Source organism: Streptomyces sp. NPDC052687, assembly GCF_040678395.1.
In the GTDB taxonomy this organism is placed as follows: domain Bacteria; phylum Actinomycetota; class Actinomycetes; order Streptomycetales; family Streptomycetaceae; genus Streptomyces.
In genome coordinates this window covers 27,078-44,367 of record NZ_JBFATR010000054.1, presented here as the reverse complement: position 1 = coordinate 44,367, position 17,290 = coordinate 27,078, and the positions used below count along the sequence as shown (strand labels likewise).

General features: G+C 72.5%; 16 protein-coding genes and 2 pseudogenes. 5 read left to right on the top strand and 13 right to left on the bottom strand.

Annotated features, from left to right (window positions below):
* Positions 1-259 precede the first annotated feature (259 nt).
* The gene (locus AB0K92_RS29280) at positions 260-1,495 is read left to right on the top strand and encodes a TerD family protein (RefSeq protein WP_365927804.1); all 1,236 of its coding nucleotides are present in this window, start codon (positions 260-262) and stop codon (positions 1,493-1,495) included.
* 57 nt (positions 1,496-1,552) lie between these two features.
* Here the strand turns inward: AB0K92_RS29280 and AB0K92_RS29275 are convergent.
* Positions 1,553-3,132 (bottom strand): annotated as a pseudogene (locus tag AB0K92_RS29275) (TROVE domain-containing protein).
* A gap of 433 nt (positions 3,133-3,565) precedes the next feature.
* Positions 3,566-5,107: a hypothetical protein gene (locus tag AB0K92_RS29270; protein ID WP_365927796.1), complete on the bottom strand. Its 1,542-nt coding sequence runs from the start codon at positions 5,105-5,107 to the stop codon at positions 3,566-3,568.
* 340 nt (positions 5,108-5,447) lie between these two features.
* On the opposite strand from AB0K92_RS29270, the gene AB0K92_RS29265 reads away from it, so the two are divergent.
* On the top strand, positions 5,448-7,277 hold the full coding sequence (locus AB0K92_RS29265) for an endonuclease/exonuclease/phosphatase (protein WP_365927794.1): 1,830 nt from the start codon (positions 5,448-5,450) through the stop codon (positions 7,275-7,277).
* Between the two features lie 18 nt (positions 7,278-7,295).
* On the opposite strand, the gene AB0K92_RS29260 is transcribed toward AB0K92_RS29265, so the two are convergent.
* On the bottom strand, positions 7,296-8,012 hold the full coding sequence (locus AB0K92_RS29260) for an antibiotic biosynthesis monooxygenase (RefSeq protein ID WP_365927792.1): 717 nt from the start codon (positions 8,010-8,012) through the stop codon (positions 7,296-7,298).
* Positions 8,013-8,176: 164 nt separating this feature from the next.
* On the bottom strand, positions 8,177-8,512 hold the full coding sequence (locus AB0K92_RS29255; RefSeq protein WP_240926144.1) for a DUF3618 domain-containing protein: 336 nt from the start codon (positions 8,510-8,512) through the stop codon (positions 8,177-8,179).
* 168 nt (positions 8,513-8,680) lie between these two features.
* On the opposite strand from AB0K92_RS29255, the gene dapA reads away from it, so the two are divergent.
* Positions 8,681-9,613, top strand: coding sequence for a 4-hydroxy-tetrahydrodipicolinate synthase (gene dapA, locus AB0K92_RS29250; protein WP_365927790.1), 933 nt, complete (start codon positions 8,681-8,683; stop codon positions 9,611-9,613).
* Between the two features lie 34 nt (positions 9,614-9,647).
* Here the strand turns inward: dapA and AB0K92_RS29245 are convergent, their stop codons facing one another.
* The 3 genes from AB0K92_RS29245 to AB0K92_RS29235 all read right to left on the bottom strand — a co-directional run bounded on the left by AB0K92_RS29245 (position 9,648) and on the right by AB0K92_RS29235 (position 11,852).
* Positions 9,648-10,865, bottom strand: a complete 1,218-nt coding sequence (locus tag AB0K92_RS29245; protein ID WP_365927788.1) for a WD40 repeat domain-containing protein — start codon at positions 10,863-10,865, stop codon at positions 9,648-9,650.
* Entirely contained in the window at positions 10,862-11,428 is a 567-nt protein-coding gene (locus tag AB0K92_RS29240; protein WP_365927802.1) for a SigE family RNA polymerase sigma factor, read from the bottom strand. Before AB0K92_RS29240 ends, AB0K92_RS29245 begins: the two co-directional genes overlap by 4 nt.
* A 184-nt stretch (positions 11,429-11,612) precedes the next feature.
* Positions 11,613-11,852, bottom strand: a complete 240-nt coding sequence (locus tag AB0K92_RS29235) for a hypothetical protein (RefSeq protein ID WP_365927800.1) — start codon at positions 11,850-11,852, stop codon at positions 11,613-11,615.
* Positions 11,853-12,007: 155 nt separating this feature from the next.
* Between AB0K92_RS29235 and AB0K92_RS29230 the strand changes: the two genes are divergently transcribed.
* Together AB0K92_RS29230 and AB0K92_RS29225 are read left to right on the top strand one after the other, a co-directional pair.
* Positions 12,008-12,235: a cold shock domain-containing protein gene (locus tag AB0K92_RS29230; protein WP_365927786.1), complete on the top strand. Its 228-nt coding sequence runs from the start codon at positions 12,008-12,010 to the stop codon at positions 12,233-12,235.
* Between the two features lie 241 nt (positions 12,236-12,476).
* A complete protein-coding gene (locus AB0K92_RS29225; protein WP_365927784.1) occupies positions 12,477-12,686 on the top strand; it encodes a hypothetical protein in 210 nt (69 codons plus the stop codon).
* Between the two features lie 451 nt (positions 12,687-13,137).
* On the opposite strand, the gene dapD is transcribed toward AB0K92_RS29225, so the two are convergent.
* The 6 genes and pseudogenes from dapD to sufC form a co-directional block, all read right to left on the bottom strand.
* Entirely contained in the window at positions 13,138-14,127 is a 990-nt protein-coding gene (dapD, locus tag AB0K92_RS29220; protein WP_365927782.1) for a 2,3,4,5-tetrahydropyridine-2,6-dicarboxylate N-succinyltransferase, read from the bottom strand.
* 91 nt (positions 14,128-14,218) lie between these two features.
* Positions 14,219-14,305, bottom strand: a pseudogene (locus tag AB0K92_RS29215) (QacE family quaternary ammonium compound efflux SMR transporter); the annotation flags it as partial.
* A 156-nt stretch (positions 14,306-14,461) separates the two neighbouring features.
* Positions 14,462-14,794 carry a metal-sulfur cluster assembly factor gene (locus AB0K92_RS29210; RefSeq protein ID WP_073942328.1) on the bottom strand — a complete coding sequence of 111 codons (333 nt, stop codon included), beginning with the start codon at positions 14,792-14,794 and terminating at the stop codon, positions 14,462-14,464.
* On the bottom strand, positions 14,791-15,255 hold the full coding sequence (gene sufU / locus AB0K92_RS29205) for a Fe-S cluster assembly sulfur transfer protein SufU (RefSeq protein ID WP_365927780.1): 465 nt from the start codon (positions 15,253-15,255) through the stop codon (positions 14,791-14,793). The genes AB0K92_RS29210 and sufU overlap by 4 nt, the downstream gene beginning before the upstream one ends.
* A 15-nt stretch (positions 15,256-15,270) precedes the next feature.
* Entirely contained in the window at positions 15,271-16,527 is a 1,257-nt protein-coding gene (locus tag AB0K92_RS29200) for a cysteine desulfurase (RefSeq protein ID WP_365927778.1), read from the bottom strand.
* Positions 16,524-17,288, bottom strand: coding sequence for a Fe-S cluster assembly ATPase SufC (sufC, locus tag AB0K92_RS29195; RefSeq protein ID WP_365927776.1), 765 nt, complete (start codon positions 17,286-17,288; stop codon positions 16,524-16,526). The genes AB0K92_RS29200 and sufC overlap by 4 nt, the downstream gene beginning before the upstream one ends.
* Positions 17,289-17,290: the final 2 nt, after the last annotated feature.

Below are 17,290 nucleotides of genomic sequence, written 5' to 3'. Positions count from 1 at the left end.
CGGCCCGCAATCCAGCCCGTCCGGCGTTTGAGGACGAGGCCCGTTCAGGGCCGGAGGGGGCCTGGGGCGCAGCCCCAGTGGGGGCGCGGGGGGCAAAGCCCCCGCCGGGGGCCCGGGGGCGCGGCCCCCGGCGGGGGTCCGGGGCAGCGCCCCGGGATGGGACGGGTAGGGGCGGCGGGGGCGAAGAACCACGACCCGATCGGCGGGTCGGTAAGGGAACGGTAAAACGGCCTCGCTCGTTCTACGAGACATGACAGCTATGACCCCCGGCTCGAACATCCCGCTCCCCGCCACCCGCGTGACGGTGGACGTCACCGCCCCGGTGCGGCTGGACGTTTCGGGCCTGCTGCTCACCGCCGACGGCAAGGTGCGCTCCGACGACGACTTCATCTTCTACAACCAGCCCACGGGCCCGGGCGTGACGTACCGCTCCGGCGGCGGCACCGCCCCCGACGCGATCACGGTCGACACCGCCGCCGTCCCGCCCGGCATCGAGAAGATCATCGTCACCGCGAGCCCGGACGCCGCCGGCCAGACCTTCCAGGGCATCGAACCGACGGCGACCATCCGCAACGCGGACGACAACACCGTCCTGGCCACCTTCACACCCCCGCAGCTGGGCACCGAGACCGCCCTGGTGATCGTCGAGATCTACCTGCGCAACGGCCAGTGGAAGGCCCGCGCCGTCGGCCAGGGGTACGCGAACGGCCTGGCCGGCATCGCCACCGACTTCGGCGTCACGGTGGAGGAGCCCGCCCCGGCCCCCACCGCCCCGGCCCAGCCGGCCCAGCCGGTCACGCCGCCCCCGGCACCCGCGCAGGCCCCGGCCGCCCCGCCGGCGGACCCGCGCCTGCACGCGACCGCTCCCCCGGCCCCCGCGACCCCTCCGCCCGCACCGAGCCCCGCCCCCGGCGCCGGGAAGATCAACCTGGACAAGGGCCGCGTCAGCCTGCAGAAGAACCAGACCGTCTCCCTGGTCAAGGGCGGCCGCCCGCTGCTTTCGCAGGTGAAGATGGGCCTCGGCTGGGAGCCGGCGTACCGCGGCAAGGACATCGACCTGGACGCCTCGGTCATCGCCTACGGCCCCCAGCGCAACCACATCGACAGCTGCTACTTCGGCAAGCTGACCATCGTCGGCGGCGCCATCCGCCACTCCGGTGACAACCTCACCGGCGAGGGCGGCGGCGACGACGAGGTCATCACCGTCGACCTGGGCCGCCTCCCGCAGGAGGTCACGGGCCTGGTCTTCACCGTGAACTCGTTCTCCGGCCAGAAGTTCACCGAGGTCGCCAAGGCCTACTGCCGCCTGATGGACGCCACCACCGGAGAGGAACTGGTCCGCTTCGACCTCACCGGCGCCGAGCCGCAGACCGGCGTGATGATGGCCAAGCTGATCCGCCAGTTCTCCGGCGAGTGGGAGATGACCGCCATGGGCGACTTCGTGAAGGCCCGCACGGTCCGCAACATGGTCAAGCCGGCCGCGCAGGCGCTGTAGCGCGGGACCCGAACCGGGGGCGCCCCCGCCGCGCCGCGAGGGGGGCGCCCGGCCGGTTCACGCCGCCCAGGGCCAGTCCGCGTTCCGCCCGGCCTCCACCAGCGGGACCATCCGGAACGCCGCGTCCGAGAGCCCGCCGAACGTGTGGCGGTTCCCGCTCCCCGACGGGCCGTGGCCCGGGCTGTACCCGGCGAGGTTCCAGGTGTAGACCGGGATGTCCGCCGGGACCTGCTCGGTCGGGCCGCCGTGCCGGTGGCGGGTGTACTGCTCGTCGGTGACGATCAGCACCCGGTCGTGCCCGCGGTAGTGGCGCCGTACCGCCTCGGTGGTGTCCGTGCCGCCCAGGCTGCCGAACCGCTCCAGCATCCGCAGCACCGACTCGCCCCGCCGGAACGGCACCGCGCGGCTGCCGGTGCCGAACTCGACGAGGTCCGCGTCCGCCGCCCGCAGCGCCAGCGCCGTACCGAAGAGGGCCGCCGCGTCGGCGCGGTTCAGCTCCGAGCGGCCGGACAGCGGCGCCCACATGGAAGCGGAGCGGTCGACGAGCACCAGGGTGCGCCCGGGCAGCGCGGGCACGTTGGCCAGCGAGTGACCGAGCGCCTGCTCCAGCGGGTACGCCCAGCGCAGCGACGGCGCGTGCTGGTACGCGGCCAGGTACCGGAAGGGGAACTGCCGCGAGCGGCGCACCTCCTCCGGGTCGGCGATCCGCGCGGCGACCCGCGCCGCGACCTCGTCGGACACGCCCGCCTCGTCGAAGTTCCGCAGGTTGCGCACGAGCGCCATGGTGCCCATGGACGGGATGACGGCCTCCCAGGCCGCCTTGTCCATCGGCCCCTGGAGCCAGCCCGCCAGCGCCTCCCAGGTCATCCCGCCGCCGCCAGCCGCTCGGCCCCGTCGGGCGCCGTCACGAGGGCGCGCCGCTCCTCGACCGGCACCGCCATCAGCGCGCGGTGCGCCGTGAGGGTGCGGTTCGACGCGGGCGGCTCCGCCGTCTCCGGGTGGTGCCGGCGGTCGAGCGCGTACCGGAACAGGTCGCCCTGCCACGGCTTGTCCGGGTCGGGTGCCGCGTGCACCAGGTTGAGGATGTCGCCGAAGCGGTAACCCCTGGACGCGGTGTCGTACTTCAGCAGCGCCTTGCCGGTGTAGAGGCGGCGTACGGCGTCGGCGACGCCCCGCTTGACCGGCTTGGGGACGGCCCGGCCGTACTTCGCCGTCCAGTACGCGAGCAGCTCACCGGGCTCGTCGGGGCGCTGGAGGACGGAGTCGACCACCTGCCGGTTGGAGGGGCCGTCGGCCGCCCCCGCGTCGAGCCGCGCCTTCACGTACTCGGCGGCGCCCACCAGGGAGGCCGTCCGCAGGTTGCCCTCGCCGCGCAGCCAGCCGAGCAGGCCGGCCGTCCAGCCGGGGTCGGTGACGGCCAGCTCGCGCACGAGCTTCGCGAACCGGTCGTCGCGGGCGGCGCCGGACTCGTAGAAGGTCTGCTGGGAGACGAAGTTGGCGACGGCGAGCAGGAACAGCTCGGAGCGGGCGTCCCGTTCATGGCCCAGGCCGCCCTGGTGGGTGCGCAGGGCCCGCCCGGTCGTGGTGACCGGCGTGCCGGGCTGCGCCTTCGCGCGCCGCGTGTTGAATCGCGCCATGCTGAATTCCCCCCGAATTCGTGGCTGTCACGGAGGAAGGCGCGGCATAGGGAGGGTGTCCGAGATCAGGATCGGCTGCGGGTGCTGTTCACCTGACGCGTCTTCCGCTTCCGCCACATCGGCCCAGAGCCGACGACGGGATTCGAACCCGCACGGTGCCGTGGCACCATCAGACCCCGAAGTATCCGCTGCCCGCGCACCGGACACCCACCGAGAGCCGCGCCTCCCGAGATCGGATCGGCCGGCGGCATCGGATCTCGTGGAAAGAAGTAGCCGCCCTGCCCGCGCACCGGGAGGTGCGTGAGGATCACTCTAGGAGGACGCCTTCGGCCGGGCGAGCGAATTACTCAGGGCCCACCTGAGGTCCTCCGGCGCGGGGAACCGCGCGACCAGCCCGCACCGGCCCGCACCCGCCCGCACCCGCCACACGGTCTCACCCCCCGTGCTGGGAGCGCGCCTTGAACGCCGCCTTCCGCGCCTCCTTGGCGACCTTCTTGTCCGGGTGGATCCGCCCCATCGCCTCCAGCACGTCCGCGGTGGCCGGATGGTCCACCCGCCAGGCCGCCGAGAAGAACCCGCTGTGCTGCTGGGCCAGTCCCTCGACCAGCCCGCGCAGCTCCGCCGAGTTCCCCTCGGCGGCCAGTTGGGCGGCGACGGTGTCGATGGTCAGCCAGAAGATCATCGCCTCGGACGGCGGCGGCACGTCCGCGGCGCCGCGCTCGCTGAGCCACACCCGGGCGAGCCCGCCCAGCTCGGCGTCGTCCAGCACCTCGCGCAGCGCGGGTTCGGCCTCGGCGCCGACCAGGGACAGTGCCTGCTGGCAGCGCAGCCGGCGCAGCGGCGCCCCGGCGTCGGCGCCGCGCGCGGCGGCCAGCAGCTCCCGGGCGGCGGCGGGGGGTTCGCGGCGGGCGAGCCACTGCTCGGTCTCGGCCTGCGCGGCGCGCGGCCCGAAGGCGGAGGTGCCGTCGAGGAGGGCGTCGGCGCCCTTGTCGGCGAGCTCGCCGACGGCGGGCGCGTCGAACCCGGCCTCCAGCAGCCGGGCGCGCAGCCCGTAGCGGCCGAGCGGGGTGAGCCGGACCAGGCCGTAGCGGGCGACGTCGGCGTGGTCGACACGCGCTCCCGGCCCGCCCTCGGCATACGCTCCCGGCCCGCCCTCGGCGTGCGCCCCCCGTTCCCCGTCCGCGGCCACGCCCGCGTCGGCGTCCGCACCCGCGCGTGTCTCCGCGCCCGCGCCCGGTTCCTCCTCCCCGTCGGCCAGCAGCGCCTCGTCGACCGGCCGGTACTCCACCAGTCCGATCGGCTCCAGCAGCCGGAACTGGTCGTCGAGCCGCATCATCGCGTCGGAGACCTGCTCCAGGACGTCGTTGGTGGGATCGCCCATGTCGTCGGGGACGATGACGGACGCGGCGAGCGCGGGCAGCGGCACCGGCCCGTCGCCGGGGCCGTCCTCGCTGACGCTGAGCACGTAGAGGTTGGCGAGCACGCCGTCGAGGAACTCCGCCTCGGCCTCCGGGTCCCAGTCGAGCGCGGAGAAGTCGACCCTGCCGCCTTCGTCGAGGGCGTCGACGAGGTCGTCGAGGTCGGGCACGCTCGCGTCGGCGAGCACCGTCTCCAGGGCGTCCTGCCAGACGCCGAGGACGTCCTGCGGGGAGCCCCCGGTGAGCAGCGTCAGCTCCTCGCCGGCCGCGACCGTGCCCTCCTCCTCGTCCACGATCTCGACCAGTCCGGTGTCCACGGCGACCCGCCAGGCCTCGCTCGCGCAGGCGGCGGCGTCGTCTCCGGTCAGGCCCAGCGCCTCGGCCGCGGCGGGCAGCTGCTCCTCGACCAGTCCGCCGCCGGCGTCGACCCGGGTCGCGGGTCCGGCCCAGCGGGCGAGCCGTGCGGCACGGGACAGCAGCGGCGTGGACAGCGCGTCACGCGCCAGTTCCGCGTCCGAGGTGAGCCGTACCGGCGGCAGGGGGGAGCTGTCTGACATCGGCTGGTTCTCCTAGGGGCGCCTGGGCGGCGTACGGCCAGGCGTACGACCGGTGGTTCAGCCGCTCAGCCTAGACGGGTTTCCACCCATGCCGCCCGGTTCATCTCCCCGCCGCCCGCCGTACATGGCCGAAACCTTGACAACTGGCCGGAGCAGGGACGAGATTGACGCGCGTAGAAGTCGGCGGACAGCTGTTCACCGATCGGGGGTGACACATCCCCCTTTCCGGGCAGACCACTCCCCGTCCTCTGCGCGCGTCGTCACCGCCCCACCGGTCGCGGCTCCCCACGTCCCGTTCCACCCTCGTCCCGGCGCCCAGCACGTCCCCGGAGGGATCCCCTTGCCGAGCAAGAAGTCCGCGCGTCTCGCCGCGCTCACCGTCGCCGCCGTCTGTTCCGCGGCGTCCACCGTCGTCCTGACCTCCCCGGCGCACGCGGACAGCGTGCGCGTCCGTGACGTCCAGGGCACGACCCGGATATCGCCGTACGCCGGCAAGCAGGTCACGGACGTGGCCGGAATCGTCACCGGCATCCGGACGTACGGCTCGTCGCGCGGCTTCTGGATCCAGGACCCGGACGCGGACGCCGACCCGGCCACCAGCGAGGGCGTGTTCGTCTTCACCAGCTCCACGCCCAAGGGTGTGGCCGTCGGCGACGCGGTGACGGTGTCGGGCACGGTCTCCGAGTACGTGCCGGGCGGCACCTCCTCCGGCAACCAGGCCGTCACCCAGATCACCCGGCCCACCGTCACGGTCGTCTCCAGCGGCAACCCGGTGCCCGCGCCGGTGGTCATCGACGCCGGCTCGGTGCCGGACGCGTACGCCCCGCAGGGCGACCCGGCCGCGAACAACTCGGTCAACGGCCTGCCGCTGCGGCCCTCGGCGTACGCCCTGGACCTGTACGAGTCCCTGGAGGGCATGAACGTCCGGGTCGCCGACGCCCGCGTGGTCGGCGCCACCGACCCGTACACCGAGCTGTGGGTCACGGTGAAGCCGGACGAGAACGCCAACCGGCGCGGCGGCACGGTCTACGGCTCCTACACCGCCCAGAACACCGGCCGCCTCATGATCCAGTCGCTCGGCAAGGCGGCCGACTTCCCGGACGCGAACGTCGGCGACACCCTCACCGGCACCACCACCGGCCCGCTCGACTACAACCAGTACGGCGGCTACACGCTGGTCGCGAACGAGCTGGGCACCCTGAGAAGCGGCGGCCTGGAGCGCGAGACCACCCGCAAGCAGAAGAACGGCGAGCTGGCGGTCGCGACGTACAACGTCGAGAACCTGGACCCGTCGGACGACACCTTCGCCGCGCACGCCGCCGCGATCGTGAACAACCTGCGCTCCCCCGACATCGTGTCCCTGGAGGAGATCCAGGACAACAACGGCGCGACGAACGACGGCACGGTCGCCGCCGACCGGACGCTGACCGCGCTGACCGACGCGATCGTGGCGGCCGGCGGCCCGCGCTACGACTGGCGCGCGATCGACCCGGTCGACGGCGCGGACGGCGGCGAGCCCGGCGGCAACATCCGCCAGGCCTTCCTGTTCAAACCCGAGCGGGTCACCTTCACCGACCGCGCGGGCGGCGACGCCACCACCGCCGCCGGAGTGGTCCGCGAGCGCGGCAAGGCGGCGCTGACGGTCTCCCCCGGCCGGATCGACCCGGCGAACGAGGCCTGGAAGAACAGCCGCAAGCCGCTGGTCGGCGAGTTCGCCTTCCGCGGCCGCACGGTCTTCGTCATCGCCAACCACTTCAACTCCAAGGGCGGCGACCAGGGCCTGACCTCGCAGTACCAGCCGCCGGCCCGCGGCTCCGAGACCCAGCGGCACCTCCAGGCGACGGCGGTCAACACCTTCGTCAAGGAGATCCTGACCGTGCAGAAGAACGCGGACGTCGTCGCCCTCGGCGACATCAACGACTTCGAGTTCTCCGGCACCACCAAGGCGCTGGAGGGCGACGGGGAGCTGTGGTCGGCGGTCAAGTCGCTGCCCCGCGGCGAGCGTTACTCGTACGTCTACCAGGGCAACAGCCAGGTCCTGGACCAGATCCTGATCAGCCCGTCGATCCGGCGCGGCTGCGACTTCGAGTACGACAGCGTGCACGTCAACGCCGAGTTCCACGACCAGATCAGCGACCACGACCCGCAGGTGCTGCGGTTCCGCCCGTAACCGCGCCGCGGTTACGGCTCACGCGGGCAGCAGGCCCACGGCGTGCCGGTAGCGGGTGCTGGTGAACCCCTTCACCGCGGGGTACGTCCGCACCCGCTCCCACTGCTCGCCGCCGTCGCCGATGCCCTCGCCGGGCGCGGCGAGGACGGCGTCGTAGACCGGCTCGCTCTCCCACTCGGCGTAGTTGAGCACATGGGTGCCGTCCGTGCTGAGGTGGAAGTGGGCGGAGATCAGCCCGCGGTGGTCGTCCGGGGTGCCGGCCAGGGCGCGCAGGACCTCGCCGATCCAGTCGGTGCGCCGTTCGGCGGCGCCCGGTTCGAAGTCGATCCGCACGGCCACGACGAGACCGGGCACCCGGGTGTCGCCGGCGGCGCGCTCGCGGCTGCGGTACCGCCGGTAGCGGTCGAGCCCGAGCCGCTCGATGCCGGGCACGAGGGTGTCGATCTCGTCGACCCGCTCCTGCCGCTGCGTCTTGACGAAGGCCTCGTAGTCCGCCTCGCTCGCCCACTGCGAGTGGTGCATCAGGGTGGTGCCGTCGAGGCCGGTGTAGACGTGGTAGCCGAGCAGCGCCGGGGTGGGCCACGGGCGGCGCTCCCAGGTCGCCGCGATGGCCTCGACGGTCGCCTGCTGCCGCTCGGGGGTGCCGACCCGCCAGGTGCTGAAGAGCGGCGCTCCGGCGTCCGGTCGGGTGAGGTCGGGGTGGGCGTCGGTACGGCGGGTCGTACGCGGGGTCATGTCGGCCTCCGGAAAAAGGCTGGTCGGTGCGTGTGCCCGACCAGCCTCCGACCTCAACCGGACTTCAGGTCAAGCCCGTTCCGGAAACCCGGCTTCCGCCTTCCGGTTTCCGGCTCGCTCCGCGAAGCTCTCGCGGAATTCGCGGAGCTCGCGGAAGCGGGCGCTCACCGCCCGCCGCGCCGCCGCATCATCCCGGCCGCGACCAGCGCCGCGCCCGCCGCCCCGGCCACGAGCACCGGCCGCGGGGCGCGCAGCGCGGCCTGGGCGACCCGGCGTACCGGCTGCGGCGCCCGGTGCTCCACGACGTGGCTCGCGCGGGCGGCCCCGCCCTGCACGGCCTGCCCGGCCTGGGCCGCGCTGCTGCGCAGCTGGACGGTCATCGCGCCCGCCTTGTCCCTGAGGTCGGCGGCGCGGGCGCGAGCGCGTTCGCGTACGTCCGCCCGGCTCGCCGCCTCCGCGACGGTCGCGCCGATCCCCTTGTGTGTGCCCTTTCCGGTCACGGTGTTCCGCCTCCTCATACGTCCGGAGGCACTCGGGTACCCGGCCCCGCCGCCGCTATCCCCGCGGCGGCCGCACTCCGCCGCCCTCCCCACCTCGCAGCACCACTGATGAGTACCTGTTAGCAGATTTAAGTGGAGCTTCACGATCGAGCGGCCGAAACTGCTCGCATGACGTACGCGGCTCCCACACCCCCGCCCTTCGGCCGCGCCCTGTGCGCGATGGTCACGCCCTTCACCGGCTCGGGCGCCCTCGACCTCGACGGCGCCCAGCGGCTGGCGGACCGCCTGGTCGCCGAGGGCAGCGACGGTCTCGTACTGAACGGCACGACGGGCGAGTCGCCGACCACGTCCGACGAGGAGAAGGCGTCCCTGATCCGGGCCGTCCGCGAGGCCGTGGGCGAGCGGGCCTCGATCGTGGCGGGCGTCGGCACCGCCGACACCTCGCACACCGTCGCACTCGCCCGGCAGGCCGAGCAGGCGGGCGCGGACGGCGTCCTGGTGGTGACGCCGTACTACAGCAAGCCCCCGCAGGACGCGCTGGAGGCCCACTTCCGCGAGGTCGCGGACGCCTCCGGCCTGCCGCTCGCGCTGTACGACATCCCCGCCCGCACCGGCACCCGCATCGAGCCGGAGACGGTGCTCCGCCTCGCCGGGCACCCGAGGATCGTGGCGGTCAAGGACTGCTCCTACGACTTCCTCGCCGCCCAGAAGATCCTCGCCCGCACCGGCCTCGCGTACTACGCGGGCTGCGACGAGCACATCCTCGCCCTGTACGCGGTGGGCGGCGCGGGCTACGTCAGCACGGTCGCGAACGTGATCCCCCGTCACCTGCGGGCCGTGCTCGACGCGTTCGACGCGGGTGACACGGCGGGCGCGGCCCGCCTCCAGCAGCGGGCGGCTCCGCTCATCGAGGCGATGATGTCGGCGGGTCTGCCCGGCGCGGTGACCGTGAAGGCCCTGCTGGGCGCGCTGGACCTGCCCGGCGGCGGCCCGCTGCGCGCACCGCTGCGGCCCGCCGGCCGGGAGGCGGTCGACGGGCTGCTGGCGGCGTACGCGGAGGCCGTGTCGGAGACCGCGCCGGAGGCCGTGTTGGAGACCTGACCGGCGGACGCGGCGGGCGCGGCGGGCGCGGGCGTCAGCGCCGGGCGAAGACCGGCTCCCACTCCGTGCGGGAGAGGGTCTGGTTGGGCTCGCGGACCCCGGTGAGCGGGACGACCTTCTCGCTGCCGACCGTGACCAGGACCATCCGGGGCCGGTAGCCGTCCCCGCCCGAGCCGGGCAGGCGCTCCCAGGTGATGAGCCGCCGCTCGCCGGCCCAGGCCATCGGCCCGCTGCCGCGCACCTCGGCGACGCGCTTCCCGCTGCGCGGATCGAGCAGGTCGGTGTACGCCTTGTCCCCCGCCTCGCGGCCGAGTCCGCCCGCGGCGAGCGTGCCGTCGGGCGAGAGCCCCGCGGGCGCGTCGTGGACGAGGTGCCGTTCCGCGGCGGGCGCGGGGATCTCCTCGCCGGTCAGAGCGTGGTACTGCCGCTCGGAGTCGCTCCCGACCACCCGCGACCACACGGTCGTACCGTCGGCGCCGAAGGCGAAGTCCTCCCGGTAGTTGATGTCGTCGCGGGGCTCGACGGGACTCCAGGTGCTCTTGCCGGAGGACAGCTCCACGAGGTGGAACCCGAGCCGGTTCGGCTCGCCGAAGCGCACCGTCCAGTCCTTGCCGTGCTCCGTCTCGATCGGCTCCCGCAGATCGGGGTGCTCGGCGTACGCCGTGGCGACCAGCCGCTTCCCGTCCGGCGAGAAGGCGAGCCCGCCCACCCCGTGCTCGACCGGGATCCAGCGCTCCACCTCGCCGGACGCGAGGTCGAGCAGCCCGATCCGCCGCGCCGGCAGCTCCCGCTCCAGCACGGCCGCGGTCCGCAGTCCCGGCGCGACGGCCACGAAGGACCACCGGTCGTCCTCCTCGTACCGCCCGTTTCGGGGGTCGAGCAGGTGATACGTCCGCTCGGCCACGCCGGCCGACTCCGACCGCGCCACGACCTCGCTCGTGTAGTACGCGGCGAGCGCGACGTCCCCCGCGGCGACCAGGTCCCGCGGCGGCGACTGATCCGGATGAGCGTGCACGTCCCGCTGCTCCACCACCCCGGCGGGCCGCACCTCCCTCTCACCCGAGCCGACGACCGGCACCGTCACCGAGACACCGACGACGACGGCCGCGGTGGCCACGGCCACGGACACGACCCTGCGGACCCGGCGACGGCGCCGCGCGGCCAGTACCCGGTCGGCGAACCCCGGCCCCGCCGGCGGCTGCCCCTCGGCCTGCTCCCGCAGCGCGTCCCGCACGACTTCCTCGACGTTCACGGTCGTACCTCCACGGTCTCGACGGGCCCGAAGTCACGGGAGGGCCGCTGCACGGTCTCCTGGCCGAGCGTGGCCAGTTCGGGGGCGAGGGCGCGCAGCCGGGCGAGCGCGCGGTGGGTGGTGGACCGTACGGTCCCCACCGAGCAGCCCAGGATGCGGGCCACCTCCCCCTCGGGCAGGTCCTCGTAGTACCGCAGCACGAGCACGGTCCGCTGCCGGGCGGTCAGCCGGACCAGCGCGTCCCGCAGCACCAGCCGCAGCTCGGCGGCGGCCGCGGCGTCACCGGCTCCGGCTCCCGGATCGGGCGGCGCGGCGACACTGACCTCACGCCGGGGCCACTTCAGCCGCCACCGGCTGACCTGCTGCCGGTACAGCACCTGCCGGACGTACGCCTCCGGCTCCTCGATCCGCCCCCACCGCCCCGCCGCCTTGATCAGCGCGTTCTGCAGCAGGTCCTCGGCGGCGTGCCGGTCACCACCGCTGAGCAGCACCGCCGTCCTCAGCAGCGCGGACGACCGGTTGGCCACGAATTCCCGGAAGTCCCCCAGCCCCTCGGCATCCATCGTCACCTTCTCTTCCCCGGGCCGGACCCGTTGCCCGCCCCCTGCACCCCCTGTGACGCCCCCGGAACCGCCCCACTATGCCGCCTCCTCCCAAAAACTCATACGCCGACGAAAACGACCGGGGCCGCACCGCACGGACACCACCTGCGGTACGACCCCGGCCGAAGCCCCGGGAGCGAACTTCTCACTCCCCGGCGGGCTCCATGGCATGCCCGCCCCCCAACTGCAGGAAGTGCTGCAGCACGTCCTCCAGCGGATCGTCCACCTGACCGACGTTGACGAGCCCGATCCGCGGCCCGTTGTGCGAAGCGGTGTTGGTCTCGTCAGCCTGAGCGACCCCACCGGCCGCCCCCCACCACACCGTCACCACAACACCCACCGCAACCAGCCGCCGCGCCACACCCCTGGTCCGCACGTTCCTCATCACCGAGCCCTCGCCTCCCCATCAAATGACCACCGCGGACGGCCCACACCGCCCGCCCGATGGCCCGCTTCACCCACTTCATCTGCCGAAACGGCCGTGAGGACACGGCAGGTAATCCGTTCAAGTGATCGTCGCGAAGGACGTAGGGTTCCCCCATGGTGACGGCAACGGTCCGCGAGTGGCACGACGAGGAAGGCTGGGGCGTCCTCGACTCCCCCGAGACCCCGGGTGGTTGCTGGGGCCACTACTCCGACATCCAGGTGAACGGCTACCACACGCTCTCCCCGGGCCAGCAGGTGGACCTCGAGTGGGAGGCTCCCGGCTTCAATCAGGACGGGTATCCGTACCGGGCGGTGACCATCGTGCCGCGATCCGCCTCATGACGAAGCCGGTTCTGTACCTGATCGCCTGCGCCGCAGGACCCACCCAGTAGTCGACCACGGCGTACGCGGCCCAGGCCGACGGGTGGGACGCCTGCCTGATCCTGACCCCTTCCGCGGCCACCTGGTGGGAGCCGCGCATGCGGGAACTCGTCGACCTGACCGGGCACCCCGTGCGGTGGCGCTACCAACTGCCTTGGAAAAGGACCGGTTGCCGAAGGCGGACGCCATCATGATGGCGCCGATGTCGTGCACCACGCTGAACAAGCGGGGCGCGGGCATCGCGGACACTGTCGCGATCGGCATCCCGTCGGAGGCAGTGCACATGGGCGTACCGGTCGTCGCCATGCCGTACTTCGACCAAGCCCGGGGCGCACAGCCGGCGGTCGCTCGGTCGATCGCCACCCTGCGCGAACAGGGCGTCCTCGTCCTCGAGGCACGGCGGTGCCGTTGAAGTGGGCACCCACGGTCAGGATTCCCTGGTTGCGTTGCGGGTCGACGATGTCCAGCCAGACGATCAGCCCCGGGCCGGAGGTGTCCGCCGGAGGTACCACGACTGTGTCGAGAGGGTCCACCAGCCAAGAGCTCGTGCGTTCGGCGCGAGAACGTCCACGAACGCCCGTTGGGTGACGTTCAGGTCGTCTTGGTCGTACTCGAACCAGGGGGTCTCTTCCACGACTCATATCAACGACCATGAACAGCGGTGACATACTGCGCCCGGCGGCGCGTGCCCTCGCTGCCCGTACGACCACCCGGTCTCTGGCCGTGCACGAGCGCCCTCCCGGGCCGTCCTCGGGCCGTGGAAGGGCGCTCCTTGGTGACCAATGTCGACAGGTGCCGACAGCTCGGCAGCAGGTCAGGACGTTGATCGAGTAGGCGGCCGCAGCTCACGGCCGCCCAGACGCTCAGTTGTGGCTGTGCAGGATCTCGTTCAGGCCGCCCCACTCCGCGTTGTTCGGGCGGGCCTCGACCGTGCCCGTGACCGAGTTGCGGCGGAAGAGGATGTTGGAGGCGCCGGAGAGTTCGCGGGCCTTGACGATCTGGCCGTCGGGGAGGGTGACCCGGGTGCCGGCGGTGAGGTAGAGGCCGGCCTCGACGACGCAGTCGTCGCCGAGGGCGATGCCGATGCCCGCCTCGGCGCCGATGAGGGAGCGCTCGCCGATGGCGACGCGCTCCTTGCCGCCGCCGGACAGGGTGCCCATGGTGGAGGCGCCGCCGCCGATGTCCGAGCCGTCGCCGACCACGACGCCCTGGGAGATGCGGCCCTCGACCATGGAGGTGCCGAGGGTGCCGGCGTTGAAGTTGACGAAGCCCTCGTGCATGACGGTGGTGCCGGAGGCCAGGTGGGCGCCGAGGCGGACGCGGTCGGCGTCGGCGATGCGGACGCCCGCCGGGGCGACGTAGTCCGTCATGCGCGGGAACTTGTCCACGCCGAAGACGCTGAGGTGCAGACCGCGCGCGCGGGCGGCCAGGCGGACCGTCTCCAGGGTGTCGACGGCGACCGGGCCGAGCGACGTCCAGGCGACGTTGGGGAGCAGGCCGAAGATGCCGTCGAGGTTCGGCTCGTTCGGCTTGACCAGGCGGTGCGAGAGCAGGTGGAGGCGCAGGTACGCGTCGTGGGTGTCGAGCGGCTTGTCGTCCAGGGACGAGATGACCGTGCGGACCGCCACGATCTCCACGCCGCGCACCTCGTCCTTGCCGAGGGCCGCGACCCCGTGCTCGCCGAGCAGCTCGGCGGTGCGGTCGGCGTCCAGGCGCTCGGTGCCGGCCGGGCCGGGCTCGGCGGCGAGCTCGGGCGCGGGGAACCAGGTGTCGAGAACGGTGCCGTCGGCGGCGATCGTGGCGAGGCCGGCGGCCACGGCGCCGGTGGTGCGGGGAGCAGTCGTGTCGGTCATGAGGGAAACCTAACGCGGCCCCGCCCGGCCGTGCGAACCGGCCCGGCCTCCGTCTCACGTGCCGGGCCGCCCCCCCCGCGTGGTTCGCCCCTCAGTGCGCCCCGCCCGTGTTCAGCACCACCACCCCGACGATGATCAGCGCGTTCCCGGCCGCCTTGGCCACCGTCATGCCCTCCCCGGGAAGACGACCCCGATGGTGGCGATCACCCTCGGCGGCGATGGCTCCGGCGAGCAGCAGGTATCCCATGCGGGCGAGCCCAGCCATGGGTGCGCAGCACAGTGGCCCCCGGCGAGTACGCCGGGGGCCACCGTGAACAGCCGTATGGAGCGCGCGTCAGACGTTGAACCCCAGCGCCCGCAGCTGCTCGCGCCCGTCGTCCGTGATCTTGTCCGGGCCCCACGGCGGCATCCAGACCCAGTTGATGCGCAGTTCGCTGACGAGGCCGTCCGTGGCGGACTTGGCCTGGTCCTCGATGACGTCGGTCAGCGGGCAGGCCGCCGAGGTCAGGGTCATGTCGACGGTGGCCACGTTCGAGTCGTCGATGTGGATGCCGTAGATCAGGCCGAGGTTGACGACGTCGATGCCCAGCTCGGGGTCGACGACGTCCATCAGGGCCTCGCGGAGTTCCTCCTCCGAGGCCGGCTTCATCTCCACGGTCTCGCTCATGCCGTCTTCCTTTCGGCGTCGGCGCCCAGCGCCTGGGCCGTCGCGTCCTTCCACGCCATCCAGCTGAGGAGGGCGCACTTCACCCGGGCCGGGTACTTGGAGACGCCGGCGAACGCGACCGCGTCCTCCAGCACCTCCTCCATCGCGTCGTCGGGCTCGATCTTCCCCTTGGACTGCATCAGCTCCAGGAAGGTCTCCTGGATCCGCCGCGCCTCGGAGAGGTCCTTGCCGACCAGCAGTTCGTTCAGCACGGAGGCCGAGGCCTGGCTGATCGAGCAGCCCTGGCCCTCGTACGAGACATCGCTGATGGTGGTGCCGTCGTACTTCACGCGCAGCGTGATCTCGTCACCGCACGTGGGGTTCACGTGGTGCACCTCGGCGTCGCCATCCCGCAAGCCCCGCCCGTGCGGGTTCTTGTAGTGGTCCAGGATGACGTCCTGGTACATGGAGTCCAGTTTCACCTGTCAGCACGCCCCTCAGCCGAAGAAGTTCCGTACGTGCTCCAGGCCGTCCACCAGAGCGTCGATCTCGGCCGGCGTGGAGTACAGATAGAACGACGCTCGCGTGGTCGCGGGAATTCCGTAGCGGAGGCAGACCGGGCGGGCGCAGTGGTGACCGACCCGGACGGCGATGCCCTGCTCGTCGAGGACCTGGCCCACGTCGTGCGGGTGGATGTCGCCGAGCGTGAAGGAGATGGCCGCGCCGCGGTCCTCGGCCGTGGTCGGGCCGATGATCCGCAGGCCGGGGACCTCCGTCAGGCGCTGGACGGCGTACTCCGTCAGCGTGTGCTCGTGGGCCAGGATCTTGTCCATCCCGATCGAGTTCAGGTAGTCGATCGCCGCGCCGAGGCCGACCGCCTGGGCGATCGGCGGGGTGCCCGCCTCGAACTTGTGCGGGGCGGGGGCGTACGTCGACGAGTGCATCGACACCGTCTCGATCATCTCGCCGCCGCCGAGGAAGGGGGGAAGGTCCTCCAGCAGCTCCTGGCGGCCCCAGAGGACGCCGATGCCGGTCGGGCCGCACATCTTGTGGCCGGTGAAGGCCACGAAGTCGGCCTGCAGGGCCTGGACGTCCAGCGGCATGTGCGGGGCGGCCTGGGAGGCGTCGACGCAGACCAGCGCGCCGACTTCCTGGGCGCGGCGCACGATCGCCTCGACCGGGTTGAGCGTGCCGAGGATGTTCGACACCAGCACGAAGGAGACGATCTTCGTCTTCTCCGTGATGATCTCGTCGATGTTCGACAGGTCGAGGCGGCCGTCGTCGGTGAGGCCGAACCACTTCAGCTTCGCGCCCGTGCGCTGCGCGAGCAGCTGCCACGGCACGATGTTGGAGTGGTGCTCCATCTCCGTGATGACGATCTCGGTGTCCGCGTCCACCCGGTAGGGCTCGTCGGCCCAGCCGAGCATGTTGGCCACGAGGTTCAGCGACTCCGAGGCGTTCTTGGTGAAGATCACCTCGTCGCGGCTGGGCGCGTTGATGAACGCGGCGACCTTGTCGCGCGCGCCCTCGTACAGCGCCGTGGCCTCCTCGGCCAGCACATGCACGCCGCGGTGCACGTTGGCGTTGTGCTGTTCGTAGTACTCATCGAGCACGTCGATGACCTGGCGCGGGGTCTGGGAGGTCGCCGCGTTGTCCAGGTACACGAGCTTCTTGCCGTCGTGCAGCACCCGGTCGAGGATCGGGAAGTCCTTGCGGATCGCCTCGGTGTCGAGGAGGCCCGGCAGCTGTGTCACGCGGATGCGCCACCCTTCGTGTAAGCCTCGTAACCCTCGTTCTCCAGCTTGTCGGCGAGTTCGGCGCCGCCGGACTCGACGATGCGACCGCCGGAGAAGACGTGGACGAAGTCGGGCTTGATGTAGCGCAGGATGCGCGTGTAGTGCGTGATCAGCAGAGTGCCGACCTCGCCGGTCTCGCGGACGCGGTTCACGCCCTCGGAGACGATGCGCAGCGCGTCGACGTCCAGGCCGGAGTCGGTCTCGTCGAGGATCGCGACCTTCGGCTTGAGCAGCTCCAGCTGCAGGATCTCGTGGCGCTTCTTCTCACCGCCGGAGAAGCCCTCGTTGACGTTGCGCTCGGCGAAGGACGGGTCCATGTTGAGGCGCTCCATGGCCTCCTTGACCTCCTTCACCCAGGTGCGCAGCTTGGGGGCCTCGCCGCGGATGGCGGTGGCGGAGGTGCGCAGGAAGTTGGAGACCGAGACGCCGGGGACCTCGACCGGGTACTGCATCGCCAGGAACAGGCCCGCGCGGGCACGCTCGTCGACGGACATCTCCAGGACGTCCTCGCCGTCCAGGGTGACGGTGCCGCCGGTGATCGTGTACTTCGGGTGACCCGCGAGGGAGTAGGCGAGGGTCGACTTGCCCGAGCCGTTGGGGCCCATGATGGCGTGCGTCTCGCCCTGCTTCACGGTGAGGTCGACGCCCTTGAGGATCTCCTTCGTGGCGTTGTCGGCCTCGACGGTGACGTGCAGGTCTCGGATTTCAAGCGTTGCCATGG